The organism is Microbacterium phyllosphaerae (assembly GCF_050628115.1).
Lineage (GTDB): Bacteria > Actinomycetota > Actinomycetes > Actinomycetales > Microbacteriaceae > Microbacterium > Microbacterium phyllosphaerae_A.
Map to the genome: position 1 here is coordinate 2,596,511 of NZ_CP192502.1, position 25,807 is coordinate 2,622,317.

A 25,807-nucleotide genomic window follows, 5' to 3' on the forward strand; every position below is an offset into this window, starting at 1 on the left:
GGAGGCGCCCCAGCCTGACAGGCCGCCGCTCCTCCGTCTCGAACTCAGGCCTCGTACTCCGTGCGTCCGGCGATCACTGTCCGCACGACCCGCGCCGTGAGCAGCGCACCGCTGCCCGCCGTGAACGGATCGGTGTCGAGCACCGCGAAGTCCGCTGCCTGACCGACCGCGATGCGGCCACGCCAGGCCCCGTCGCCGATCGATGCCGCAGCATCGCGGGTGGCATGAGCGATCGCGCGATCGAGCGGCAGCGCGAACTGCGGATGCGCAGCCGCCACGTCCGGGTCCAGGGCCGATGCCCGCGTCGCGGCGACGTACATGTTCGCGAGAGCTTCGTGCGGGGCGGTCGGCGCATCGGTCGAGAACGCGAGCAGCGCTCCGGCATCCTCGTACTCCGGCCAGGCGAACGCACGATCGGCGCGGTCGTCGCCGAGCTGTGCAGCCCAGTTCGCGAAGATCGCCGGGTCGGCATGCACGGGCTGCATGGATGCCGTCACGCCGAGGCGCGCCATCCGCTCGGCCGTCCCGGGCGCCGCGTACTCGAGGTGCTCGATCCGGTGACGGCGTGGGCGGTCGCCGTTCACGGCGATCGCGTGCTCGATGGCATCCAGCGCGAGGGTGCTCGCCTCGTCGCCGATCGCATGCATCGCCACCTGCAACCCGGCGGCATCCGCGGCGGCGACCACCGGCAGCAGCCGCTCCGCGGGCCAGATCGGAGCAGCGTTCGTCCCGTCGGCGTATGGCGCCCGCATCGCGGCCGTGCACGCGTCGATCGTGCCGTCGAGGACGACCTTGATGCCGATCACGCTGGCACCCGTCGCCTCGGCACCTGCGAGTGCCGTCGCCTCGGCGACCTGAGCCAGGTTGGCCTCGTCGTCTCCGGTGTTCGCCACGAACCAGTGCGCGGCGATCCGCAACGGCAGCCCGCCGCGTTCCGCTGCCCGACCGAGTGCGTCCAGGGCGAGACCGTCGAAAGCCATGTCCACGGCGCCGGTGACCCCCGAGGCGAGGTACGCCTCGATGACCCGCTCGACGGCGGCATCCCGCTGCGCGTCCGTCGTCACCGCGTCGCGGTGTGCCCAGGCGTGCTGCTGCGCAGCGGTCTCGTAGAGCATCCCGGTCGCGTCTCCATCGGCATCCCTCTCGATCCGTCCGCCGATGGGGTCCGGCGTCTCGCGGGTGATGCCGAGAGCGATCAGCGCTGCCGAGTTGACCCAGCAGGAGTGATAGTCGTTCGCGTCGAGGTATACCGGGATGTCCGAGACGACGGCGTCGATCATCGCGGACGTCGGTGCGCCGCCGGGTATCGCGTCGAAGAGCCATCCACGTCCGCGCAGTTCTCCGTCGGCGCTCTGTCGCGCCCGGCTCAGTCTGCTCTGGATCTCCTCGAGCGAGCCCGCATCGGTGAGCCCCACCTGGCCGAGCGCCTCGCCCATCATGAGCAGATGGGTGTGCGCATCGGTGAAGCCGGGGAGCACCGTGCGGCCATCGAGGTCGATGATCTCGTCGGCAGGGGGAGCATCGTCCTCGGCGCCGACGAAGACGAACGACTCCCCATCGACGACGACGGCGTCGGCCCAGGCGACATCGTCGGCGGTGAAGAAGCGGGCGTTGCGGAACAGGGTGCGTGGCATCAGAGGGGCTCCGGACTGGTGGCGGCACGCTCGAGGCGTGTGGAGAGGAGGGCGATCGCGCTCGTGGGTACCGCGAGGACGAAGCTCGCGATGCCGAGGGCGACGGCGAAGCCCTGGAACCCGAGAACGCTCACGAGCGCGGCGCCGATCACGGGCGTGAGTGCCGAGCCCACCAGGTAGACGGCGAGCAGGGGGCCCGACCAGCGGCCGTCGGCGTCGAGTGCCGCCGACGTCGACACGAAGTACATAAAGGCGATCGCGTACACGGTGTTCCAGGCGATGAAGACGACGATGAACGCGGTGGGGTCTGTCGTGAACCCTTCGACGATCTTGAGCACACCTCCGGCGACGAGCAGCACCGCCAGCGGCAGCGCGCGTCCGAGTCGGGATCCCACGATCATGAGCAGCAGCGATCCGATCAGGCCGCCCGCGGTGGCTCCGCTGAGGGCGATGCCGAGACCCTCGGGCGTCAGCCCCGTCTGCTCGGCGCCCATGACGCCGGCCATCGCCCAGAGGGAATCCTCACTCGCCGCCCACAGCGCGAACACGACGAGCAGGCCGAAGCCGGCGACCGTGACCGTGCGGGAACGCGCGGGGGAGAGTCGGACCGTGCCGGTCGGCGGCACCTCGATCGGCATCGCCTCGGCCACAGCGGCCGCTGCCCGAGGATCCACGACCGGGGCGGCCGGCAGCCACGCAGACACGACGAGACCAAGGATGCTGAACAGCGCCAGCGCGCCGAAGACGTCGATCGGGGCCAGGCCGACGAGGGGGATGACCGCGAGGACGATCGTGATCACGCCGCGGTTCGCGAGACCGTTGAAACCGGCGACGCGGTCGGGGTTGCGGAATGCGGCGAGGGCGGCGCCGGAGGCCGCGACGGCACCGCCGGCGCCCGCACCGCCGAGGAGGAGGGCTGGAAGCATGAGCGGGGGGACGAGGGCAGCCGTGGCGAAACCTATCGCCGCGATCGCGAGTCCCGCTCGCGCGACCGTGCGTCGGTGCGCGCCGGCGCAGAGCGGCGCGATGGCGAGGCCGGTCACAGCGGTGAGCAGCAGAGTCGCGGTGACGAGCCAGCTCGCGGCGAGCACGTCGATGCCGAGACCGGTCTGCGCGGCCGTGATCATGTAAGGCGACAGATTGACGCCGAGGTAGCCGGCGATGCCGATCGCGAAGGTCGCGGTGGCGGTGGGCAGCCGAAGGGGGACTCGGGTGCTGAGGTCGATGGCGGTCATGAATCTCCCACGGAGAGGGGCACGGCGATGTGCGCGGAGGTGAGGCCGGAGTGCGTCGGGTGGGGCACGGTTCCGTAAACGAATGGTGTTCGTCAACGAATGGTGTTCACTATTATGCACAGGAGGGATGCCGCGGGGAAGACCTTTCTCGCCACCCCACCGGATCAGAGAGCGAGCGTGCGATGCCCAGGCCGTCGAGTCCCCTTCTGTCGCCCGAGATCATCGGCGCGGCCGGCCTCGAGCTGTCGAGGGCGGGAGAACCGTTCGGAGTGAACGCGATCGCCCGCAGGCTGGGCGTGCGCCCCTCGTCTCTGTACAACCACGTCGACGGCATGGACGGCATCGTCGAGCTCATGCGCGGCAGGCTCATCGAGGACTACCGCGTCGAATCGCACGACGAACCCTGGGATCGGTTCCTCATCGAACTGCTCCGGCGGCAGCGGCATATGTACGCCGATCACCCGGCGCTCGTGCCTCTGCTGATCGGCAAGACCATCACCCACCCCGCGGTGATCGCGGCATATGACGACCTCGCGACCGTGCTCGTCGAGGGAGGCTTCCCCGAAGACGAGGTGCTCACCGTGATAGCGGTCATCGACGCCTTCGCGATCGGCTTCGGTCTCGACCTGGCCTCACCAGACGAGGTCTGGGAGCCCGGGGAGGGCACGCGCACACTCGGTCGAGTGCTCGCCGGGGCGGAGCGAGGCACAGCGAGGGCCGATCGCACGTTCGAACTCGGTGTCGGGCTGCTTCTCGACTCGCTGCGTGCGCGTCTGGCTCGATGAGGACGGATCGATCTCCGGCGACGGGGTGAGCTCAGAGTGCGTTGCGCGACGTGATGAGCGCCTGAAGCGCGGTCGCATCGTGAGGTGCGTGTCCGCGCGCATCGTTGTCGAAGTAGACGTAGACGTCTCGGGGCCTTCGGTCGCCGGTGCCCGTGCCTGCGGACCAGGCACAGAGCAGGTCAGCCCATTCGTCGAGTTCGGCCGCGGTGTAGGCGCTGTGGTAGAGCATCTGCGCTCCGTGCAGCCTGACATAGACGAAGTCACTCGTGAGCGCGTCGAACCGCGGCCACTTCCCCGCGGTGTCCGCGACGACGAGGGATGCGCCGTGGTGCGTGAGTATGCGCAGCGCAGCAGGGTCGTCGAACGTCTGCGATCTCGGTTCGATCGCGTATCGGATCGGCTCGTCCTTCTCGAGCTCCGTCCAGGCGCGGCCATCGAGGCGGGAGTCGTGCGACTTCGCCATCTGCTGAGCATCGCCGGTCGTGCGGGGGAGTGAATCGAGGAAGCGTTCCAGAACCTGGGCGTCGAACTTCTCGCGTTCCGGCAGCTGCCACAGGATCGGCCCCAGCTGCGCCCCGAGCGCGAGGACCCCGGAGGCGAAGAAGTTGGCGAGCCCCTGCTCGGTGTCGCGCAGCCGCAGCATGTGCGTCACGTAACGTGACCCCTTGACGGCGAAGCTGAAGTCTTCCGGCACGTCGCCGCGCCAGCGACGGTAGCTCTCAGGACGCTGGAGCGAGTAGAACGAGCCGTTGATCTCGACGGTGCGAAAGTGCTGGCCGATATGCTCGAGCTCCCGGCGCTGAGGCAGTCCTCGCGGGTAGAAGTCGCCACGCCAGCTCGTGTACCGCCAGCCGGACACGCCGATCCGCACCTTCGCGGCAGCAGGTGCGGCGGTCATCGGCTGATCCTCCTCTGCCGAGCCCTGATCAGGCCCGGGGGAAGTGACCATAGATGCGCGTTCGCGGATTCGGAGCGGGCTTGACGGCCGCGGAACACCTTGGTATCCGCGACGCCGTTCGTTCGTCTGCGACATCCGCCGCGATCCGCGTGGTGTGGGAGTGGTTGCCCTCTCGAGTCATCCAAACCCCATTCTGGATCGCCCGAGAGGGCTCACCGTCCTTCCCGGACGGTAGGGGAGGCGGCGAAAGACTTTCGCTGCTCTCTCGACTGATATCCCCAGATGTTCAGCCGGTAGCCCCCGCTACTTCTTGCAGAATATCGCTTAATCGTCTTGTCCGCCATTTGGGGGACAAAGAAATCTACGAATATTTCTTCCGAGACTGGGGCTTGCCGCGAGAACGTCCACTCATAGAGTGGTTTCATGGACAGAAAGCTCGTGGTCAACGCGCCCCTTGCCATCGCACACGGACACCGCGTCGAGGTGTCGGAGCGCGTCGACGAGCTGACCGGGGAGTCCGTGATCCTCTCTGTCATCGACCTCGACGCCCGCATCCGGTATCGCCGGCCCGAAGAGCCGCGCGGGCAGGTCAGCCGGTGGCTGGGCCGGGTGGTCGACTGCACGGTGACGATCGGCGCCGGCCATGGATCGCACACCGCGCTCACGGTCGAAGCCGAGGGCGACGGACGCGGCGCGACCAGCGCACGGACGGCGCTCCACGGCGCGGATGCCGCGGTGGACGCGGCGAAGGCCGAGGCTGACCGCTGGGGTGGTGGGGATCGCGTGCCCGAACCGGAGCCTGAACGCTTCTGGTGAGCGCGCCGTGCGGCACCCGGGGCGTGCTCCGACACCACGCTCATCGGAAATCCCGCGAGCGATGGGTGACTCCTGTGCGGAGGTCCTCGAAGGCATCCGCGAGGACGTTCACGACGCCCTCCGCCGAACGCTCGAGGATGCCGCGGATGATGAGAGCGGGTGAATCGCGCGCCACCCGGTGGTAGCGGCTCCACACACCTGTCGAGCAGATGACGTTGACCAGGCCGCTCTCATCCTCGAGGTTGAGGAAAGTGACGCCCGCTGCGGTGGCCGGGCGCTGCCGGTGCGTCACGAGGCCCGCGACCTCGATGCGCCGTCCTGTCTCGTGGCTCTGGAGGTCGGCGGAGGTGAGCACACCCCGCTCGCGGAGGAGCGCGCGGAAGTGCGTCATCGGGTGGTCGTCGGTCGAGACCCCGGTCGCCCAGAGGTCGGCGGAGAGCCGCTCATAGCTGGACTGATCCGTGAACAGCGGCGGCTGCACGGCGACGGTCGTTCCCGGGAGGAATCGCGAGCGGTCCTCTGCGGCCGCTCCGGAGAGCCAGATCGCCTCCCGGCGCTGGAGGCCGAGACACTCGAACGCCCCGGCGGTCGCCAGGGCCTCCAGCTGCGCAGCCGTGGCATCCGTCCGTCTCACCAGATCGTTCAGATCGCGGAAGAGGCCGCCGGACTCGCGCGCGGCGACGATCCGCTCCGCCAACGGCAGACCGATGCCGCGGACCCCGCTGAGCCCCATGCGCACCGCGTACCCGCCGTCCCTGCGGTGCGCCACCGATTCGTCGGGCAGTGATCGGTCGAAGCGCGGCACGCGGGGTTGCAGCGGGTCGGGGCAGGAGTCCAGGCCGGTCGGAGCTCGCAGAGGAGCCCCCTCGAGCGACTCCAGGGTCTCGGTCGTCCCCGAGGCGTGCAGATCGGGACGACGGACCTCGACTCCGTGTCGACGGGCGTCTGCGGTGAGCGTCGAGGCGGAGTAGAAGCCCATCGGCTGCGACCGCAGCAGTCCCGCGAGGAACGCCGCCGGGTAGTGCAGCTTGAGCCAGGAGCTGGCGTAGACGAGCAGGGCGAAGGACAGCGAGTGCGATTCGGCGAAACCGAAGTTCGAGAACGCCTGGATCTGCGCGTAGATGCGATCCGATTGCTCGGCGGAGAGTCCGCGCCTGGTCATCCCCGCGTAGAGCTTGTCGCGGACCTTCTCGATCTTCTCGAGTCCGCGCTTGGAACCCATGGCGCGGCGGAGCAGATCGGCCTCGTCTGCCGTGCAGTCGCCGATGGCCGTCGCCATCTGGATCAGCTGCTCTTGGAAGATCGGGATGCCCAGCGTCCGCTCGAGGATCGGCTTGAGATCGTCGTGCGGATAGGGGATCTCGAGCACCACCGGCTCTTCGCCCCTGGCGGCCCTCGCGCGGTTCTCCTCGTCGAGTGCGTCCTTCGCCATCTTCCGTCGGACGAAGGGATGCACCGCGCCGCCCTGGATGGGCCCTGGGCGGATGAGCGCGATCTGGATGGCGAGGTCGTAGAAGGCTCGCGGCTGCAGCCGGGGGAGCAGACCGATCTGGGCACGCGACTCGACCTGGAACACCCCGATCGAGTCCGCACGGCAGAGCATGTCGTAGACCGCCGGCTCTTCTTTGGGCAGCGTCTCGAGAGTCCACCGCTCGCCCGTGGCATCGTGGATGAGATCGAAGCAGTGCTGGAGGGCCGCCAGCATCCCGAGGCCCAGCAGATCGAACTTGACGAGCCCCATCCAGGCCGCATCGTCTTTGTCCCACTGGATGACCGTGCGGTTCTCCATGCGCGCATGCTCCACGGGCACGACCTCACCCACGGGTCTCGCAGTCAGCACCATGCCGCCGGAGTGGATGCCGAGATGCCGAGGCGCCTTCAGCAGCTCGCCCGCGTAGTCGAGCACGTTCGCGGGGATGTCGTGCTCGTCGGCGACCTCGAGACCCGCGCTCCATCCGTCGACCTGCCGGGACCAGGCGTCCTGCTGACCGGGCGAGTAGCCGAGAGCCCTCGCCATATCGCGCACAGCGTTCTTCGGTCGGTACTGGATGACATTCGCCACCTGCGCCGCGCGTTCCCTCCCGTACTCGCGATACACCCACTGGATGATCTCCTCCCGGCGGTCGGAGTCGAAGTCCACATCGATGTCCGGCTCCTCCTGACGTGTGGTCGCGAGGAAGCGCTCGAAGGGCAGGCGGTAGAGGATCGGGTCGACGGCGGTGATCCCGAGCAGATAGCAGACGGCGCTCGCCGCAGCCGAGCCGCGGCCCTGACAGAGGATGCCGCGACGCTTCGCCTCGGTGACGATCCCGTGCACGATGAGGAAGTAGCCGGGAAAGTCTTTCTCCTCGATGACGTCGAGCTCGCGTCCGATCCTGCGGCGACCGTCGGCATCCAGACGGGGATACTTCGTCGGCACGGCCTCCCACACCAGATGTCGCAGCCAGCTCATCGGAGTGTGGCCGTCCGGGACCTCCTGCTTCGGGAGCGCAGGGCGCGCTCGGCGGAGGGGGAAGGCGGATGCCGCGGCGAGCTCCAGTCCGTACGAGATCGCGCCGGGGTGACGCCGGAAGCGCGCCGCCATCTCCGCACCGCTGCGCAGATGCGCTCCTCCGTGTGCGGGGAGCCAGCCGTCGAGGTCGTCCATGCTGCGGACGGCCCGCACTGCGGCGACGGCTTCGGCGAGGGATGCCCGTTCGGGTGCGGCGTAGTGCACGTTGTTCGTCGCCACCACAGGCAGCCGCATCTGCCTGGCGAGGTCTGCGAGAGCATCGTTGCGGCGGGAGTCCTGCGGGTCGCCGTGGTCGAAGAGTTCGACGGCGACGTGATCCTGCCCGAACAGATCGACCAGGCGGCGCAGCGGTGTGTGCGCGTCTCCGGCTTCGAGCCCGCGGCGGACACCGCCCTTGCGGCATCCGGTGAGGATCGTCCAGTGCCCGTCTGCGGCGGCGGCGAGCTCGTCGAGGTCGTAGACCGGGCGACCCTTCTCTCCGCCTCGGAGATGGGCGGCCGTCATCGCGCCGGAGAGCCGGTGGTAGCCCTCCAACCCGTCGGCGAGCACGAGCAGATGGTCGCCGACCGGATCGGGGGTGCCCCGCTGCGGCGCGTCGAGTCCGAGCGAGAGTTCGGCTCCGTACACGGTCTGCACCTTCACCTCCATCAGCTCTGCGACCTCGGCGAAGCGGGCCGCACCGTAGAAGCCGTCGTGGTCGGTGAGCGCCAGAGCGGTCAGGCCCAGCCGTTCGGCCTCGGCGAGGAGGTCTTCGGGGGAGGAGGCGCCGTCGAGGAAGGAGTACGACGAATGCGCATGCAGTTCGGCGTAGGGAACGGCGTCCGCCGGCCGCCCGACCGTGGTCGGAGGAGTCCTCTTGCGTCGGGTGCTGATGGGGCCGGGGTCCGGTCGTATGCTCGGTGGCGTCCCGCCGGTCGGGTAGGGCGACTCCTCACCGCTGAGGGTGCGTTCCAGCTCGTTCCATGACAGAGGCGGATTGTGCCAGCCCATCAGCGATACCTCCCCTCGGCCCACCAGCGGTCGCCCGTGCAGAAGACCAGCCAGGCGCGGTCATGATCGTCGATGATCTGCAGGCGGTGCCCCCGCTTGCCGCCGGTGGCATCCCATCGACGCTCGTGGATCGGCCAGGGTCCTGCCCACGCCTGAACATCGTCACCGTCGATGCGGGTCGGCGCGGCGGAGAGCGCCCCTCGGTCGTCGACGAGAACAGTCGCGCCGTCGGGAGCGAGCACCCCGATCGGGCGCGGGGGACGGAACACCTCGGCGGGGAGAGGATCCGGAAGGCTCCCAGGCCAGGGGCGACCAGGATCTCGGGGCGCGACCGCGCGTTCTCCCCAGGGAGTGAGCACCTGTCGGTCGGCGAGCCAGCGCCCGCCGGAGAGCGCTGCGGTGACGACGCCCTCGTGGCCGAGCATCGTCTGCACGCGGGAGATGGCGTGGTGCAGACGCTCGTCGGTGCCTGAGCCGAAGAGGCCCGGCTGGTGGTGTGCGGCATCATCGACGGCCACGGGGACGATCCGCACCAGTTCGATGCCGCCGAAGGCCCGTGCCTCATCGACCGGCTCTTTGGCGGACTCGGCCCCCAGTGCTTCGAGCTGCCAGCGCACCCGGTCTACGAGATCGGCCGCATCGAAGCAGGTCGGGTGCAGCCAGGGGCGGGAGAACACCTTGCCGTTGTCATCGATCAGGTCGATGCGCACTTCGGTGCAGACGACCGATGCGTCGCCGAGAGCGAGCATCACCGCGTCTGCCGTCTGCCGGACCGCGAACGCCACCTGGTCGGCTCCGGCCAGAGCGGGCTCGAACTCGACTGAGCGCACGAGCTCGGGGTCGGGCGGTCGCGGCACCACGGCGCGGGAGTCCGCTCCGGCAGCGAGGGCGTGCAGGCGTGCTCCGCGCTCGCCGAAGCGATCACGAACCTCGATCTCGTCGAGGCCGGCGAACTCGCCGAGCGTGCGCACCCCCAGCCGGATGAGAAGACCTGTGAGCTGTTCGTCGCGCAGCACGCTCACGGGCAGCGGATCGAGGAATTCCTTCGCATGCCCCGCAGGCACGACGGTGCAGGGGGTGCGGCCCCTGGCGGCGAGCTCTGCCGTGAAGGGTCCGTCGGCGATGCCCACACGAACCTCAGGAAAGCCGGCGTCGGCGAGGACGTCGATCAGCGCCCGACCGGCTTCGGCCTCACCGTCGTGGTACCGGGAGATGCCCCGCGCGCGCACCGCCGCGAGCCCAGGGCGCAGCAGGGCCGCACCGGGAGCGTGCTTCTCGATGAGCTGCAGCACCGGCAGGAAGGCCCGTTCATCTCTGGCGGCATCGTGGGGGAGCACGCGCAGCGACGAGATGTGCCCCTGTGCGACGCGGCGACGCTGACCCGCGCGTACGCCGTGCTCCCTGGCCGATGCGGTGCAGGCGATGACGGTGTTCGCCTGCACCAGGGCCGTCGGCGCATGCGGTGGGGGCCCGCCCAGAGCGGCTCGCAACGGCCAGTCGGGGAACCACAGGACCAGGACGCGGAGAGGCGAGGTCATCCGGCCACCGCCAGGCGTGGGTACTCGAGCGGGGCGCCGACTCCGCCGCGCAGGCCGTGCAGCGTGGTCGGCTCGGTCGTGATCTCTCCGACGCTCTTCTCGGTCGGCAGCTCTTCGACCGCTCCGTGGGTTCCTGGAAGGCGCACACGAACACTCGAGGACAGCGGGCTGTGCCTCGTCCTCGCGGTCACGGTCGCCGTCGATCCCTCGATCAGCCCCCACCCCTTGCCGACCCCGAGCCAGTGCTGGTCATGGAGCCGGATCGCGCCCTCGCTCTGCGGCCAGGCGCCTGTCGTCGTGGATTCGGTGACCAGGAGCGTGCTCCCACGGTCGCGCAGTCGGGCGCTCAGGCGGGACACGTCGGCATCGCGTGCCCTGCTGCCCGGCTGCACGGCGATCAGCGGGACGACCTCGGCGAGTGCGGACGTCGCGGCGAGCCAGCGGTCTCCCGGCTCGGGGACGAGGATGAGTCGGGCGAGTTCGATGCCGAAGGCGGCTGCGGCCTCGACCCCCAGCGTGGGCATGCCGACAACGGCGCACCAGAGTCCCTTGCTCGACGCGGCGGCTAGCAGGGCGAGGACGAGGCTGGGCGAGGGGGAGACGGTGTAGGCCGTGCCGGTCTGCAGCCCCTCTTCGGGAAGCAGGGAGGAGAAGGCCGGATCGAGGGGCAGCAGCGGATGCTCGCTGCGTCTGCGCTGCATGCGGCTGATCTCCCGGCGCAGCCGAAGCACCTCTCCGGCGCGGGAGTCGCCAGCCGGAGAGAGCGCGGTCACCGCATCGAGCCCGATCCCCATGAATCCATCCTCGAAGATATGTACTAATAAAGCAACTGGAGATGATCACGATAGTTCGAACCTCCGACATGGAGGCGGATGGTTATCCACACCCGGTCGAGGGCGGCATCCGTCTTCTCCTACCCTTCCGGGATGGATCTCCGCAGCGTGCTCGTCGTGACCGTCCACCTGGCGCTGTTCGCTGTCGGCTGCCGACTCGTCGTGGTCGACATCCGCACCCACCGACTGCCGGATCGGATCGTCCTGCCGACCCTCGCGGCCCTCCTCGTGCTCACGGCGGTCGATGCCCTCGTGTCCCGCGACACCGGCGCGCTGACCAGAGCCGCGCTCGGGATGCTGATCCTCGGCGGCTTCTACGCGATGCTCCGCCTGCTCGGGCGAGAGGGGATGGGCGGGGGAGACGTGAAGCTCGCCGCCGTGATCGGTCTGGTGCTCGGATGGCACAGCTGGCAGGCGCTCGCCGTGGGCGCGGCGTCGGCCTTCGTCCTCGGCGCGCTGTACGCGCTGGCGCTGATGGCATCGCGCACGGCCGACCAATCCACGCGCATCGCCTTCGGACCGTGGATGATACTCGGCGCGCTCCTCGGCATACTCGGGGGATGACCCCTCATCGGCGACGACGGGGATAGGGTGAGCACATGGCACTCGCACGACTTCACGGCGGCCCGCTCGACGGGCAGATCATTCCTCTCGGCGACGCGGACGACAAGCTGATCGTTCCCTACAGCGAGACCCAGGTGGTGTACAACCGACGCGGCGAGGAGCAGAACACCGGCGACGCCGACGGTCCCACCGAGATCGACTACTGGTTCGACGAGTCCCTCGAGGACCTCAACCCTTCGGATGACTGAGAGCGCCACTCCTTCGCAGTCCGGCTCCGAGCCGACCAGGGTCGTCGAGGTCGAGCGCAAGTACGACGTCGATGAGGCCACGTCTCTTCCCGAGTGGGAGGGGCTGCCCGGTGTCGACGCGGTGTCCGATGGCGAGGTGCGCGAGCTCGACGCGCGCTACCTCGACACCGACGACGCCGAGCTCTCGCGTGCCGGAGTGGCGCTTCGCCGCCGCACCGGCGGCCCGGATGCCGGATGGCACATCAAAGGACCCCGCGAAGGCGACGGGCGTCTCGAGATCGGCTGGCCGCTGGGCGACGACGACAGCATCCCGGATGCGGTGACCGACACACTCTCCCGATGGACGACGGGACGGCTGACGCCGCTCGCGCGCATCGAGAACAGCCGCACCGCCTATCTGCTCTCGGGTGCAGACGGCGTGATCGCCGAGTTCGTCGACGATCGGGTCCGCGCGACGGACCTCCGTCAGGACATCCGGCGCGAGTGGCGTGAGTGGGAGTTCGAACTCGGCCCGGCCGCTCCGGAGGATGCAGCAGGGCGCGAGGCCCTGTTCGATGCGGTCGAGAGGGCGATCTTCGCCGTCGGCGGTCGTGAGGCGGCATCCGGCTCGAAGCTCGCCCGTGCTCTCGGTTTCTGACACACGGCGCAAGCCCCTTCCGTCTCGACGCGCGATGGTGCTTGAGTGACTGACATGAGCCGTTCCGCCGTCCTCCGCTCGCTGCAGACGATCGTTCCCGACACCGTCCTCGAGCAGAACGAGGTGCGCGACATCTTCGCCTCGCAGCCGGAGGTCGGAAGGCTCGCGCAGCGGATCATCGGAGCCTCCTTCAACGGCTCGGGCATCGACACACGGCATACGGTCATCGACGAGTTCTCGCCGCAGCCGCAGCCGGAGGAACCGATCTTCTTCCAGCGGGAGACGAACCTTCTCCGCTCACCCGGCACCAAGGCGCGCAACGACCTCTACGTGCGGGAGGCATCGCGTCTCTTCGTCGAGGTCGCGCGCCGCGCCCTCGATGCCGATCCCGACGTGTCCGCCGCCGAGGTCACGCACGTCATCACGGCATCGTGCACGGGCTTCCACGCCCCCGGCCCGGAGTACGAGATCGTGCGAGGGCTCGGGCTCCCGGACAGCGTGCAGCGCTATCACCTGGGCTTCATGGGGTGCTACGCCTCGATGCCGGCGCTCCGCGCCGCGAGCCAGTTCTGCGCGGCCGACCCCGACGCCGTGGTTCTGGTCGTCAGCGTCGAGCTGTGCACGGTGCACCTGAGATCGACCGAGGACCCTGACCTCATCGTCGCCAACTCCCTCTTCGCCGACGGAGCGGCCGCGGGCATCGTCACGGCTCGTGATCTTCCCACGCCGGCTCCGGGGGTCCGTCTCGACGGCTTCCACACGGCGATCGCCGAAGAGGGCGAGCAGGACATGGCGTGGACGATCGGCGACAACGGCTTCGAGATGATCCTGTCGACCAGGGTTCCGCAGATCATCGGCGAGACGATCATCGGAGCGATCCGCCCGCTCTACTCCCGTGAAGGAGAACTCGCCGAGGCCTTCGACGACGGACGGGTCGGGGACCGCGTCGAGCACTGGGCCATCCATCCCGGTGGCCGGAGCATCCTCGATCGGGTGCAGGAGCGACTGAATCTCTCGGATGCTCAGCTGCACCCAGCGCGCGAGACGCTGCGGGTGAACGGCAACATGTCGAGTGCGACGATCCTGTTCGTCATCAAGCGCATCCTGGACGACGGCGCAGCCGAAGGGTCGCGCGTCGCGGCGATGGCCTTCGGGCCGGGGCTGACAGCCGAGAGCGCCCTGATGACGGTCGCCGCCGGCGTCGCATGAGCCACGACCTCTCGACCCGCGCATCCGATGCGCGAGAGCTCATGGACGACCCCGACGCGGACATCGCCATGCTCGAGCGCACCTACGAGCGCTTCCGCCTCGTGAACGCCCTGGTTTCGGGCCCTGGGGAGTTCTATCGCAGAGACATCCGGCCCCGTGCCCGGCGCGGTCCTATCCGCATCCTCGACATCGGGGCCGGCGGCGGCGACTTCTGCCGGATGATCGCCGCGAAGCTGCGTCGCGACGGACTGATCGCCGAGATCACCGCGCTGGATGCGGATGAGCGCGCCATCCGGTGGGCCGCCGGCCACGACGGAGGATCCGGCGTGCGATACCGCTGCGCTCTGTCGGAGGAACTCGTCGCCGCGGGGGAGCAGTACGACGTGGTCTTCTCGAATCACCTGCTTCATCACCTCACGGAGCTGGAGCTGGAGAGTCTGCTGCGCGACTCGCGACGGCTCGTCGGCGAAGACGGGCTCGTGGTGCATCGCGACATCGCTCGAAGCAGGGCCGCGTACGCGCTCTACAGTGCGGTGACCTGGCTCTTCTCGGGAACGCTCTTGCGAGGATCGTTCATCCGCGAGGACGGCCTCATCAGCATCCGCCGCTCGTACACGCCGAAAGAGCTGGCGTCGACCGCACCGGCCGGATGGACCGTGCGGTTCGCCCTTCCGTCGCGGCTCGAGCTTCGGCGCGCCGGACGGTGACGCACGAAGGCCCGGTCACGCGCGAGCGTGCCGGGCCTTCGTGCTGTCCGGGTGGGATCAGAAATTGATCATGTGACCCGCGAGGCCGTGGAAGCCCTCCTGCAGCGCCTCCGACAGAGTCGGGTGGGTGTGCACGTTGCGAGCCAGCTCGAGAGCAGTGAGGTCCCACTTCTGCGCCAGCGTCAGCTCGGGCAGAAGCTCGGAGACGTCGGGGCCGATCATGTGGGCGCCGATGAGCTCGAGGTGCTCGGCGTCGGCGATCAGCTTGACGAAGCCGACGGGCTCGCCGAGTCCGTGCGCCTTGCCGTTCGCCATGAACGGGAACGTCGCGACCTTGATCTCGCGCCCCTCGTCCTTGGCCTGCTGCTCGGTGAGGCCGAACGACGCGACCTGCGGCGAGCAGAACGTCGCGCGGGGCATCATGCGGTAGTCGCCGAGCGTCTGGGTCTCGGCGCCGCCGATGGTCTCTGCCGCGACGACACCCTGGGCCTCTGCGACGTGCGCGAGCTGCAGCTTGGCGGTGACGTCGCCGATGGCGTAGATGCCCTCGACGTTCGTGCGCATGTGGTCGTCGATGTCGATCGCACCGCGCTCGGTGAGCTTCACTCCGGTGGCCTCGAGTCCGAAGCCTTCGATGTTCGGGGCGAAGCCGACGGACATGAGCACCTTGTCGGCCTCGATCGACGACTGCTGCCCGTCCTTGCCGGTGTACGAGACGGTGACGGACGAGCCGTTGTCGACGACGGACTCGACCTTGGTGGAGGTGAGGATGTCGACGCCGTAGTTCTTGTACTGCTTGGCGATCTCCTTCGACACGTCCGCATCCTCGTTGGGGAGTGCGCGGTCGAGGAACTCGATGATCGTGACCTTGACGCCGTAGTTCGTCATCACGTAGGCGAACTCCATGCCGATGGCGCCGGCGCCGACGATGACGATCGACTTCGGGAGCTCGCGGCTGAGGATCTGCTCCTCGTAGGTCACGACGTTGTCGCTGAGCTGCACGCCGGGGAGCAGTCGGACCTTCGATCCGGTCGCGATGATCGCGTTGTCGAAGGTGACCTCTTCGGTGGTGCCGTCGGCCTTGGCGACCGAGATCGCCTTCGGGCCGGTGAAGGTGCCGCGACCGTCGTACTCGGTCACCTTGTTCTTCTTCATCAGGAAGTGGATGCCCTTGACGCGCCCGTCTGCGACGACACGGCTGCGGTCGAACGCCTTGCCGTAGTCGATCGTGAACTCACCCGAGATGCCGAAGAAGTCGGCCTTGTGGTTGAGCGTGTGTGCGAGCTCCGCGTTCTTCAGAAGAGCCTTGGAGGGGATGCAGCCGACGTTGAGGCAGACACCACCCCAGTACTTCTCTTCGATGATGGCGGTGGACAGACCGAGCTGCGCGCTGCGAACCGCAGCGACGTATCCGCCAGGACCTGCACCGAGGATGACGACATCGTAGTGTGGCATGCCTTAAGCCTATCGCTCCGTGGGGACGTCGGAATCGGTCGATCCGGGGCTGCGGCGACCGCGGATCACGAGCCACACGACGATGCCGACGATCACGAGCGCACCGGTGATCGCGAGCACCCAGATCATGGTCGTCGCGGGGGACGAGTCGCTCTCCTCCGGTGCGGACGTGGCGTCGGTCCCGGGTCCGGCGGTCGCGGCGGGAGTCGGCTCGGCGGTCGTGGGTGATGCCGTCGGCTCCTCGGTCGCGGTGCTCTCCGTGCCGGTCGTGACGGTGAAGTCGAACTCGCCGGAGGTGGGGTGGCCGTCGCTCGAGACGACCTTCCAGATCACGTGGTAGGCACCGGCCGGTGCTTCGGACGCGAGCGGCTGGGTGACGATCGCACCGTTGAGGGTCGGCGCACCATCGGTGACGGAGATGCCGGCGGGGTCCGTGACGACGATCTCGGTCGCGCCTTCTCCGTCGATGAGCTTCGCGCTGAAGGTGAGGGTGAGCTCTGCCGGAAGTGTCTCGACCGTGCCGTCCGCCTCGGGGGACGAGGCGATGAGGCTGTCGTGCGCTGAGGCGGAGAGCGGCATGAGCAGCACCAGGAACGCTGTCAGAAGGGCTGCTGCGAGAGCGATCGGGGCTGCGGGGAGGCGGCGAGCTGTGGTTTTCACATGCCCAGCCTATGAAGCATCGGTATGGGATGGCTGAGTATGAAGGGAGCTCCCGCACGAGGTCGCTGATCAGTTAGTCTGGAGGACTAGGAGGGCAAAGTGACAGACAGCGAAACCCGATCGGGCGGAGACGCCGCGATCCATCGTGCCGGCGAGCAGAGGCACGACGTGACGCAGACGTTCGGGCATGACTCGGACCTTTCCTTCGTGCCCTTCGGCGCGGAGTTGACCGACGTGGAGCAGGCCGCCATCTCGGCACTTCCCTCCGGTTCCGCGCTGCTGCTGGTGCGCTCCGGAGCGCTGGCGGGTGCGCGCTACCTGCTCGACACGGACGTGACGACCGTGGGCCGCCATCCCGAGGCTGACATCTTCTTCGACGACGTGACCGTCTCGCGTCGTCACGCCGAGGTCACCCGCACCGGATCGACCTTCGAGATCATCGACCAGCGCTCCCTCAACGGCACGTATGTGAACGGTGAGCGCGTCGACCGCAGTGCTCTGGTCGACGGCACCGAGCTTCGCGTCGGCAAGTTCCGGTTGAACTTCTTCGCCTCTCCCGTCGATCGCGTCGCGGCGATCGACTGATGGCGGCTTCCCCCGCCCGCGAACGCTCAGCGTCCGCGGGTCTTCTGAGCATCGGTCAGGTCCTGGCGCGACTCACGCCGGAGTTCCCCGAGCTCACCTCCAGCAAGCTCCGCTTCCTCGAGGTCCAGGGGATCGTCACGCCGTCGCGCACCGAGTCCGGCTACCGCAAGTTCTCGCAGGCCGACATCGAGCGGCTGCGCCTGGGCCTCACTCTGCAGCGGGACCACTACCTCCCTCTCAGCGTCATCCGCGAGCAGCTCGACGAGGCCGAGGCGAACGGCGAATCCGCGGCTCTCGTGCCGCCGCCCTCGATCACTCCGACGCCACGTCGCTATCGTCGGAGCGAGCTTCTGTCGGCCGCGGGCGCGGGGCCGCAGCTTCTCAACGATGCGATCAGCACCGGCGTGATCGTGGCGCAGGAGAGCTATCCGGAATCAACGGTCACGCTGCTGCGCGGGCTGGTCGCTCTCGACCGTCACGGCATCGAGCCCCGACATCTTCGGTCACTGAGACAGGGTGCCGAACGCGAGGTCGCGCTGATCGAATCGGCCATGTCTTCTCTGCTGCGCCGCACGGATGCCGCCTCGCGTGCCAAGGCGAGCGACATGGCTCCGAACCTGGCCGCGAAGATCGACGAGGTGCGCTCGCTCTTCGTCAAAGACGCGATCGCACGGCTGCTTTCGTAACGAACTGATTGCGACACACCCTCGGTGTCGCACGGATGTCATTGCCGGTGCCGGAGGGCTGCTCTAGCGTGGAGGTAACGGCTCCAGGGAGGACTTCAGATGAATGCGGATGAGCGTGCAGGCGACCCGCGGTTCGTACCCGAACTCCTCTTCACCGACGGCCTGCCGGCCATGGATGACGAGGTCGGCTATCGCGGTGCCGTAGCTGCTCGTGCAGCGGGCATCACCTACCGTCAGCTGGACTACTGGGCACGCACCGAGCTGGTGGAGCCCACTGTTCGCGGCGCGAGCGGCTCCGGCTCGCAGCGCCTCTACGGCTTCCGCGACATCCTCGTGCTCAAGCTCGTGAAGAGCCTGCTCGACACGGGTATCTCGCTGCAGCAGATCCGCACCGCGGTCGACGAACTCCGCCGCGCGGGCATCCGCGATCTCGCGGGAACGACCCTCATGAGCGACGGCGCCTCCGTCTACCTCTGCACCTCGAATGACGAGGTCATCGACCTGGTCAGCCGCGGCCAGGGCGTCTTCGGCATCGCTGTCGGCAAGGTACTCCGTGAAGTGGAGTCCACGCTGGTCGCGTTCGATGCGACGTCACCGGACCCGGTCGACGAGCTGTCGGCCCGCCGCACCAAGCGCTCCGCCTGAGCATTCGCGGTCTCGAGCCGCACAGACGAAGAAACGGCCACCCTCGCGAGAGGATGGCCGTTCTGCTGTCTGCGGCCGTCAGGCCTGTGCGCCCGATTCCGCGACCTGGATGCGGCCGGTGCGGATGATCCGGTCGAGCAGCTGGTCGAAGTCCGAGGCGAGTTCCTGAGCCGAGTCTCCGGGCCAGATGTGGAGCGGCTTGGCGGCCCCCTGTGCCTGCTGCAGCGACGTGCGCTCGGGCAGCTGCGGGGAGAGGACGAGCGGACCGAACATGTCGCGCAGCTCCTTGATGCGGAACTGGTGCTCGATCGATTGCGGGCGCACACGGTTGACCACGATGCCGAGCGGTTGCAGGCGAGGGGAGAGACCTCGACGGATCTCCTCGATCGCACGAAGAGCGCGGTCGGCGGCGGCGACCGAGAAGAGGCCGGGCTCGGTGACGACCATCACGCGGTCGCTGGCAGCCCAGGCAGTGCGGGTGAGCGCGTTCAGCGAGGGCGCGCAGTCGATGAGCACCAGGTCGTAGTCTGCTTCGACGGCTGCCAGCGCCTCTTCGAGCTTCCAGACGTCGCGCACGCTCGGGTGCGGTCCGTCGAAGTTGATCGCGGAGGGGCTTCCGATCAGCACGTCGATGGTTCCGGGGTGCACTTTGGCCCAGCCGCTGGAGGTGATCGCCTGACGGACGACCTTCTCCTTCGGGTTCGCCAGGACATCGGCGATGTTGAGCCGACCTGCCACCTGGATGTCCATTCCGGTGGACACATCGGACTGCGGGTCGAGGTCGACGACGAGCGTTCGGACACCACGGGCGAAGGCCGCTGAGGCCAAGCCGAGGGTCACGGTCGTCTTGCCGACGCCTCCCTTGAGAGAGCTGACGCTGAGTACGTGCACGAACACCACGTTACCTTCCCCTAGGCTGGGTGCACACTCAGCCCCGCCCCATGCGCGACGATTCAGGCGTGCATCGAGCCCCCAGAGGTGTGCATGTTCCAGAAGATCCTTGTGGCGAACCGCGGCGAGATCGCGATCCGTGCCTTCCGTGCGGCATTCGAGGTCGGTGCCAGGACCGTCGCCGTCTTCCCTCATGAGGACCGCGGGTCGGTCCATCGGCTCAAGGCCGACGAGGCGTACGAGATCGGCGAGCGGGGCCATCCCGTGCGCGCCTACCTCGACGTGGACGAGATCATCCGCGTCGCGAAGGATGCCGGGGCGGATGCGATCTACCCGGGCTACGGATTCCTCTCCGAGAACCCGGAACTGGCGGAGAAGGCCGCAGCGAACGGCATCACCTTCATCGGTCCACCGGCGAAGGTCCTCGAGATGGCAGGCAACAAGGTCGAGGCCAAACGCCACGCGATCGAGGCCGGCGTCCCCGTCCTCCGGTCGACACAGGCATCCGACGACGTCGACGCACTCGTCGCGGAGGCTGCCGAGATCGGGTTCCCACTCTTCGCCAAGGCCGTCGCCGGTGGCGGCGGTCGCGGCATGCGTCGCGTCGAGTCGGCCGCGGAGCTCGCCCCCGCCCTCGCCGAGGCGATGCGCGAGGCCGAGAGCGCCTTCGGGGATCCGCGGATGTTCCTCGAGCAGGCCGTGCTCCGGCCGCGCCACATCGAGGTCCAGATCCTGGCCGACAAGTCCGGTGAGACCGTGCACCTGTTCGAGCGCGACTGCTCGGTGCAGCGTCGCCACCAGAAGGTGGTCGAAATCGCACCGGCCCCGAACCTCGACGACAGCATCCGCACGGCACTTCACGGCTACGCGGTGGCCTTCGCCCGCTCGATCGGGTACGAGAACGCCGGCACGGTGGAGTTCCTTCTGGAGACCGCGGGGGAGCGCACCGGCGAGGTCGTCTTCATCGAGATGAATCCACGCATCCAGGTCGAGCACACGGTCACAGAGGAGGTCACCGACGTCGATCTCGTGCAGAGCCAGATGCGCATCGCCGCCGGTCAGACCCTCGCCGAGCTGGGACTCGAGCAGAAGAACCTCCACGTGCGGGGCGCAGCCCTGCAGTGCCGCATCACGACCGAGGACCCGACGCAGGGGTTCCGCCCCGACACCGGGAAGATCACGACCTACCGCTCGCCCGGCGGCGCCGGAATCCGCCTCGACGGCGGCACGGTCCACCAGGGCGCGCAGATCAGCCCGCACTTCGATTCGATGCTCGCCAAGCTCACCTGTCGAGGGCGTGACTTCCCGGCGGCGGTCGCTCGTGCGCGGCGTGCGCTGGCGGAGTTCCGCATCCGCGGCGTCTCGACGAACATCCCCTTCCTGCAGGCGCTGCTGGACGATGACGCGTTCATCGCCGGAGACGTGAGCACCTCGTTCATCGACGAGCGCCCCGATCTGCTCCGAGGCCGCGAGTCGAAGGATCGCGGCACGAGGATCCTCAACTGGCTGGTCGACGTCACGGTCAACAAGCCGCACGGCACGCACCCGGGGTCGCTCGACCCACGGACCAAGCTGCCGGCGATCGACCTCTCCGTCGAGCCGGCCGCGGGATCGCGCCAGCGGCTGCTCGAGCTCGGGCCCGAGGGATTCGCCAGAAGCCTGCGTGAGCAGAGTGCTCTGGCCATCACCGACACGACGTTCCGCGATGCCCACCAGTCGCTGCTCGCCACCCGAGTGCGCACGCGGGACCTCGTCGCCGTCGCCCCGCACATCGCCAGGATGACGCCCGGACTGCTCTCGGTCGAGGCCTGGGGCGGCGCGACCTACGACGTCGCACTGCGGTTCCTCGGGGAGGACCCGTGGGAGCGACTCGACAAGCTCCGGGCAGCTCTGCCGAACGTCGCGATCCAGATGCTGCTCCGAGGACGCAACACGGTGGGCTACACCCCGTACCCGACAGCCGTGACCGAGGCCTTCGTGCAGGAGGCGGCAGCCAGCGGCGTCGACATCTTCCGCATCTTCGACGCGCTGAACGATGTCGAGCAGATGCGCCCGGCGATCGAGGCCGTCCGGAACACCGGCACGGCAGTCGCCGAGGTGGCGCTGTGCTACACGGGCGACCTGCTCGACCCCGCCGAGGATCTCTACACGCTCGATTACTACCTGAAGCTCGCGGACCAGATCGTCGCAGCCGGCGCTCACATCATCGCCATCAAGGACATGGCAGGACTGCTGCGCCCCGCCGCAGCGGCGAAGCTCGTCGCCGCACTGCGAGAGCGCTTCGACCTTCCCGTGCACCTCCACACGCACGACACCCCCGGCGGACAGCTCGCGACCCTTCTGGCCGCCAGCGCTGCGGGGGTGGATGCGGTGGATGCGGCATCCGCACCGCTCTCCGGCACGACGAGTCAGCCATCGCTCTCGTCGCTCGTCGCGGCGCTCGCGCACACCGACCGCGACAGTGGCATCGACCTCGACAGCGTCTCTGACCTCGAACCGTACTGGGAAGCCGTCCGTCGGGTCTACGCGCCGTTCGAGTCCGGTCTGCCCGGACCCACAGGGCGCGTCTACCGCCACGAGATCCCGGGTGGCCAGCTGTCCAACCTCCGCCAGCAGGCGAAGGCGCTGGGCCTCGCAGACGACTTCGAGCTCATCGAGGACATGTACGCCGCCGCCGATCGCATCCTCGGACGAGTTCCCAAGGTCACTCCGTCGTCGAAGGTCGTCGGCGACCTGGCGCTGCACCTCGCGGCGGTCAAGGCCGATCCCGCAGACTTCGAGGCGAACCCCGAGAAGTACGACGTGCCGGATTCCGTCGTCGGGTTCATGGCGGGCGAGCTCGGAGACCTCCCCGGCGGCTGGCCGGAGCCCTTCCGCACGAAGGTGCTGGCCGGTCGGTCTGTGCGCACCGGACTCACCGAGATCTCGACGGACGACGAAGCCGCGCTCGCGGGCGACAGCGCCACCCGTCGGGCTCGTCTGAACACCCTTCTGTTCCCGGCTCCGATGCGCGAGTTCACTCAGATGAGAGAGCAGTTCGGCGACCTCTCGGTGCTGGACACCAGCGACTACCTCTACGGCCTCGTGCAGGGGCAGGAGCATCTGATCGAGATCGACCGAGGAGTGCAGCTGTTCGTCGGGCTCGAGGCCATCGGCGACGCGGACGACAAGGGCATGCGCACGGTGATGACCACCCTCAACGGTCAGCTTCGACCGGTGTTCGTGAGGGACAGGGCGGTGGCCGTCGACACGCACGAGGTCGAGAAGGCCGACACCTCGGTAGCAGGTCACGTGGCCGCCCCGTTCTCCGGCGTGGTGACGCTCAAGGTCGAGGTCGGCGCTGCCGTGCGGGCCGGCGAACCGGTCGCATCCATCGAAGCCATGAAGATGGAGGCGGCGATCACCGCCACCGTCGACGGCGTGATCGAGCGCCTCGCCATCGGCGCGACGCAGCAGGTCGAAGCAGGAGATCTTTTGGTCGTCATCAGTCCGGCGCACTAATCTTGTGCGGGCGAGGCCGCGCTCGACGCAGCGCACCCGAGGCCCGCACAAGCTTGGAGCGACAACGTGACCCCGAAGAACGTGGCAGAACCGCCGGACGAGGAGTCCAGAGGAGTGCTCGACGACGCCGCATCCCTGGACACTGCGGGCATCGGCATCCTCGGCAACACCGCTCAGGTGAGCGTGATCCTCCCGAAGGACGACGATGACGACCTCGAAGACGACAGTGTCATCGACGGTGAGGTCGTCGCCGATCTGATCATCGACGAGCCCGTGGCAGCTGCAAAAGCGGCCGCCGAGACCGCAGCGGCGGAGATCTCTCAGCCGGTGCTGGGATCCGCCCCGATGATCATCGAGCTGCCTCCGGAACCCGCGAACACGGCGGCGGAGTCCGAGCCGGAGCCGGACGACGAGGCTGACATCGAGGCTGAGGCCGAGGCTGAGGACAAGGCGGAAGACGAGCCGGCTGTCGCTTCTCTGCCCGGCCGCTCGGCCGAGCCCGAAGCCGACACGGTGGTTGTGTCGAACGTGGTAGTCGAGGATGACATCGAGCCCGAGCCCGAGCCCGAGCCCGAGCCCGAGCCCGAGTCCGAGCCCGAGCCCGAGCCCGAGCCTGAGCTCGCTGACGATATCGCGATCGCGACGTCGTCCGAGACCGTAGCCGAGGCTGAGTCGGCCTCGGATGTAGCCGACGCCGAACCCGAAGCTGAAGCTGAAGCTGAAGCCGAAGCCGAAGCCGAAGCCGAAGCCGAAGCCGAAGCCGAGGCCGAACCGGAAGCCGAAGCCGAAGCCGACGCCGAGCCCGCCGACGACTCCAAGATCGCGCCAGCATCCGAGGAGGAGCGGGAACCGGAGACCGAGCCCGTCTCCGCTGAAGACTCTGAACTCGAAGAGGTGTCTGACCCCGAGACTGAGACTGTCCCGGAACCAGAGGGAACCTCCGAGCCCGAGCCCGAGCCCGAGCCCGAGCCCGAGCCCGAGCCGCGGATCACTCGTGAACGCGCGATCGAGCGCGATTCTCCTGTGTCGACGCCGGTCGCGGCTGCCGCCACGGCCGAGTCCACGGGCACCGACGTGGTAGCCCAGGAGGCCGCGGCTGCTGCGGCATTCATCGCGAGGGCGCGCGCCGACCTCGACGCCGGACGCGGCTCGCGCCGATCGGCGGCCGCGGCATCACTCGCCAAGAAGGAGAGTCAGCCAGTGGAACCATCCAAGAAAGTGTCGGCCCCCGCACAGGCCACCCGTGCCGGCCGCGCGGAGGTGCAGCTCGCGTCGAAGCGCCTGGACGACATCGGAGACTCGTCGCGCGAGAGCGCCGACCTGCTCACGGCGGATCGTCTGCTCGATCCGCATCGACTCACCAAGCCGGAACCGGAAGGCGCTTGGAGCCACTTCCTCTATACGATCTCCGGCCGTCGGATCAACATCGGCGACGGCAAGCGCGCGCGCGAGCGCAAGGCGCTGAGCGCGAGGATCGCCGCCCCGATCATCGGGGGTGCTCGATTCGTCCCCGTGCTGTCGCGCAAGGGCGGCGTCGGAAAGACGACGATCACCGCACTGCTCGGCATGGCACTCGCTGATGCGCGTGACGACCGAGTCATCGCCGTCGACGCGAATCCTGATCGCGGCACACTCGCCGAGCGCGTCGTGCGCCCTCACCACAACAAGACGGTGCGTGACCTCGTGCGCATCCACGACGAGGTGCGGGGTTACCATGACATCTCCGCGATCGTCGCTCGCGATGCGACCCGACTCGATGTACTCGCCTCCGATTCCGACCCCCGCATCGCGGAAGCATTCAGTGACAGCGATTACCGGGATGTCGCCGGGGTCGCGGCCCATTACTACTCGCTGGTCCTGACGGACACGGGGACAGGCATCGTCCATTCGGTGATGTCGGCCACGCTCGACCTCGCCGATCAGCTCGTGATCGTGTCGGGGCTCAGCGTCGACGAGGCTCGCCTCGCATCAGAGACACTCACATGGCTCGAGAGCAACGGGTACGCCGAGCAGGCGCGCGATGCGGTCGTGGTGCTGAACCAGTCGACGCCTGGTGCGCCGCTCGTGCGCCTCAACGAACTCGAGGCGCACTTCCGCACGCGCGCGAAGAACGTGGTGCGGATGCCGTACGACGCGCAGATCGCCGGCGGCGGAACCATCGTGTTCGCGAACCTCCAGCCCGAGACGAGGGTGGCCGCGCGAGAACTCGCCGCACTGCTCGTCGAGGGCATCCGGGCCAAGGGCGCCTGATGGCGGTTCGCGAGATCCGGGTCTTCGGAGACCCCGTGCTTCGTACCGTGTGCAGCCCGATCGACGACATCGATGACGGCGTGCGCGCCCTGGTGACGGATCTGATCGACACCGTGGAGGTGCCGGGGCGCGCAGGCGTCGCGGCTCCCCAGATCGGGGTCGCCGTTCGCGCCTTCAGCTACAACATCGACGGTGATATCGGCTACGTGCTCAATCCGGTCCTGACCGAGGTGCGTGGCGAGCCCGTGCCGACGGGGGAGGGGTGCCTTTCCGTCCCCGGGCTCTGGCACGATGCGATGCGTCACCCCTGGGCTCGCGTCGAGGGGATCGACCTCGACGGCTCGCCGGTCGTGCTCGAAGGCGATGGCCTCCTGGCCCAGGCGCTGCAGCACGAGACGGATCATCTCGACGGCAACCTCTACCTCACGCGACTGGATGCTGAGACCCGCAAGCGCGCGATGCGCGAGGTGCGCGAGAGCGACTGGTTCTGAGCGGTCGACACACATGAGAAGGGCCCCGCCGGAGCGG

The 25,807-nt window shown here is 68.5% G+C and carries 22 protein-coding genes; 13 read left to right on the forward strand and 9 right to left on the reverse strand.

The genetic code is table 11. The features are described 5' to 3' along the window. Window positions 1–44 precede the first annotated feature (44 nt). Window positions 45–1,634, reverse strand: a complete 1,590-nt coding sequence (locus ACQ4LY_RS12305; protein ID WP_431071888.1) for an amidohydrolase — start codon at window positions 1,632–1,634, stop codon at window positions 45–47. Then, entirely contained in the window at window positions 1,634–2,869 is a 1,236-nt protein-coding gene (locus tag ACQ4LY_RS12310; RefSeq protein ID WP_431071890.1) for an MFS transporter, read from the reverse strand. Before ACQ4LY_RS12310 ends, ACQ4LY_RS12305 begins: the two co-directional genes overlap by 1 nt. A gap of 182 nt (window positions 2,870–3,051) precedes the next feature. On the opposite strand from ACQ4LY_RS12310, the gene ACQ4LY_RS12315 reads away from it, so the two are divergent. Continuing rightward, a complete protein-coding gene (locus ACQ4LY_RS12315; protein ID WP_431071892.1) occupies window positions 3,052–3,654 on the forward strand; it encodes a TetR/AcrR family transcriptional regulator in 603 nt (200 codons plus the stop codon). A gap of 31 nt (window positions 3,655–3,685) precedes the next feature. Here ACQ4LY_RS12315 and ACQ4LY_RS12320 read toward each other — a convergent pair whose 3' ends face one another. Next, a complete protein-coding gene (locus ACQ4LY_RS12320) occupies window positions 3,686–4,552 on the reverse strand; it encodes a DUF72 domain-containing protein (RefSeq protein WP_431071894.1) in 867 nt (288 codons plus the stop codon). A gap of 423 nt (window positions 4,553–4,975) precedes the next feature. On the opposite strand from ACQ4LY_RS12320, the gene ACQ4LY_RS12325 reads away from it, so the two are divergent. Further along, window positions 4,976–5,368, forward strand: a complete 393-nt coding sequence (locus ACQ4LY_RS12325) for a hypothetical protein (RefSeq protein WP_431071896.1) — start codon at window positions 4,976–4,978, stop codon at window positions 5,366–5,368. 40 nt (window positions 5,369–5,408) lie between these two features. Here the strand turns inward: ACQ4LY_RS12325 and ACQ4LY_RS12330 are convergent, their stop codons facing one another. From ACQ4LY_RS12330 to ACQ4LY_RS12340, 3 genes are read right to left on the reverse strand one after another with little or no spacing between them, the layout of a single operon-like run. Then, a complete protein-coding gene (locus ACQ4LY_RS12330) occupies window positions 5,409–8,870 on the reverse strand; it encodes an error-prone DNA polymerase (protein ID WP_431071898.1) in 3,462 nt (1,153 codons plus the stop codon). Then, on the reverse strand, window positions 8,870–10,408 hold the full coding sequence (locus ACQ4LY_RS12335; RefSeq protein ID WP_431071900.1) for a DNA polymerase Y family protein: 1,539 nt from the start codon (window positions 10,406–10,408) through the stop codon (window positions 8,870–8,872). The genes ACQ4LY_RS12330 and ACQ4LY_RS12335 overlap by 1 nt, the downstream gene beginning before the upstream one ends. Continuing rightward, the gene (locus ACQ4LY_RS12340) at window positions 10,405–11,202 is read right to left on the reverse strand and encodes a hypothetical protein (RefSeq protein ID WP_431071902.1); all 798 of its coding nucleotides are present in this window, start codon (window positions 11,200–11,202) and stop codon (window positions 10,405–10,407) included. Before ACQ4LY_RS12340 ends, ACQ4LY_RS12335 begins: the two co-directional genes overlap by 4 nt. A 132-nt stretch (window positions 11,203–11,334) precedes the next feature. Here ACQ4LY_RS12340 and ACQ4LY_RS12345 point away from each other — a divergent pair, with 132 nt between their 5' ends. The 5 genes from ACQ4LY_RS12345 to ACQ4LY_RS12365 are packed head-to-tail and all read left to right on the forward strand — an operon-like array spanning window position 11,335 to window position 14,606. Next, complete coding sequence (locus ACQ4LY_RS12345) at window positions 11,335–11,805, forward strand: prepilin peptidase (protein WP_431071904.1); 471 nt, start codon at window positions 11,335–11,337, stop codon at window positions 11,803–11,805. Between the two features lie 35 nt (window positions 11,806–11,840). Beyond that, the gene (locus ACQ4LY_RS12350; protein WP_311244413.1) at window positions 11,841–12,053 is read left to right on the forward strand and encodes a response regulator; all 213 of its coding nucleotides are present in this window, start codon (window positions 11,841–11,843) and stop codon (window positions 12,051–12,053) included. Next, a complete protein-coding gene (locus tag ACQ4LY_RS12355) occupies window positions 12,046–12,690 on the forward strand; it encodes a CYTH domain-containing protein (protein ID WP_431071906.1) in 645 nt (214 codons plus the stop codon). Before ACQ4LY_RS12350 ends, ACQ4LY_RS12355 begins: the two co-directional genes overlap by 8 nt. A gap of 54 nt (window positions 12,691–12,744) precedes the next feature. After that, complete coding sequence (locus tag ACQ4LY_RS12360; RefSeq protein WP_431071908.1) at window positions 12,745–13,899, forward strand: type III polyketide synthase; 1,155 nt, start codon at window positions 12,745–12,747, stop codon at window positions 13,897–13,899. Then, window positions 13,896–14,606 carry a methyltransferase domain-containing protein gene (locus ACQ4LY_RS12365; RefSeq protein ID WP_431071910.1) on the forward strand — a complete coding sequence of 237 codons (711 nt, stop codon included), beginning with the start codon at window positions 13,896–13,898 and terminating at the stop codon, window positions 14,604–14,606. The genes ACQ4LY_RS12360 and ACQ4LY_RS12365 overlap by 4 nt, the downstream gene beginning before the upstream one ends. 57 nt (window positions 14,607–14,663) lie before the next feature. Here ACQ4LY_RS12365 and lpdA read toward each other — a convergent pair whose 3' ends face one another. Then, window positions 14,664–16,061, reverse strand: coding sequence for a dihydrolipoyl dehydrogenase (gene lpdA, locus ACQ4LY_RS12370; protein ID WP_056306947.1), 1,398 nt, complete (start codon window positions 16,059–16,061; stop codon window positions 14,664–14,666). 9 nt (window positions 16,062–16,070) lie between these two features. Then, window positions 16,071–16,721 carry a copper resistance CopC family protein gene (locus ACQ4LY_RS12375; RefSeq protein ID WP_431071913.1) on the reverse strand — a complete coding sequence of 217 codons (651 nt, stop codon included), beginning with the start codon at window positions 16,719–16,721 and terminating at the stop codon, window positions 16,071–16,073. A gap of 99 nt (window positions 16,722–16,820) precedes the next feature. Here ACQ4LY_RS12375 and ACQ4LY_RS12380 point away from each other — a divergent pair, with 99 nt between their 5' ends. From ACQ4LY_RS12380 to ACQ4LY_RS12390, 3 genes are all read left to right on the forward strand, one after another. Continuing rightward, window positions 16,821–17,306: an FHA domain-containing protein gene (locus ACQ4LY_RS12380; RefSeq protein ID WP_056306951.1), complete on the forward strand. Its 486-nt coding sequence runs from the start codon at window positions 16,821–16,823 to the stop codon at window positions 17,304–17,306. Further along, window positions 17,306–17,992 (forward strand): transcriptional regulator FtsR, encoded by a 687-nt coding sequence (gene ftsR, locus ACQ4LY_RS12385; protein ID WP_431071915.1) that lies wholly within the window; start codon window positions 17,306–17,308, stop codon window positions 17,990–17,992. Before ACQ4LY_RS12380 ends, ftsR begins: the two co-directional genes overlap by 1 nt. A 99-nt stretch (window positions 17,993–18,091) precedes the next feature. Beyond that, entirely contained in the window at window positions 18,092–18,637 is a 546-nt protein-coding gene (locus ACQ4LY_RS12390) for a MerR family transcriptional regulator (protein WP_056306955.1), read from the forward strand. A gap of 78 nt (window positions 18,638–18,715) precedes the next feature. On the opposite strand, the gene ACQ4LY_RS12395 is transcribed toward ACQ4LY_RS12390, so the two are convergent. Next, window positions 18,716–19,528, reverse strand: a complete 813-nt coding sequence (locus ACQ4LY_RS12395) for a ParA family protein (protein ID WP_311244406.1) — start codon at window positions 19,526–19,528, stop codon at window positions 18,716–18,718. Between the two features lie 93 nt (window positions 19,529–19,621). Here ACQ4LY_RS12395 and ACQ4LY_RS12400 point away from each other — a divergent pair, with 93 nt between their 5' ends. The 3 genes from ACQ4LY_RS12400 (at window position 19,622) to def (ending at window position 25,770) form a co-directional block, all read left to right on the forward strand. Beyond that, a complete protein-coding gene (locus ACQ4LY_RS12400) occupies window positions 19,622–23,029 on the forward strand; it encodes a pyruvate carboxylase (protein WP_431071917.1) in 3,408 nt (1,135 codons plus the stop codon). Window positions 23,030–23,095: 66 nt separating this feature from the next. Next, window positions 23,096–25,279, forward strand: a complete 2,184-nt coding sequence (locus ACQ4LY_RS12405) for a MinD/ParA family ATP-binding protein (RefSeq protein WP_431071919.1) — start codon at window positions 23,096–23,098, stop codon at window positions 25,277–25,279. Then, the gene (gene def, locus ACQ4LY_RS12410; protein ID WP_431071921.1) at window positions 25,279–25,770 is read left to right on the forward strand and encodes a peptide deformylase; all 492 of its coding nucleotides are present in this window, start codon (window positions 25,279–25,281) and stop codon (window positions 25,768–25,770) included. The genes ACQ4LY_RS12405 and def overlap by 1 nt, the downstream gene beginning before the upstream one ends. Window positions 25,771–25,807: the final 37 nt, after the last annotated feature.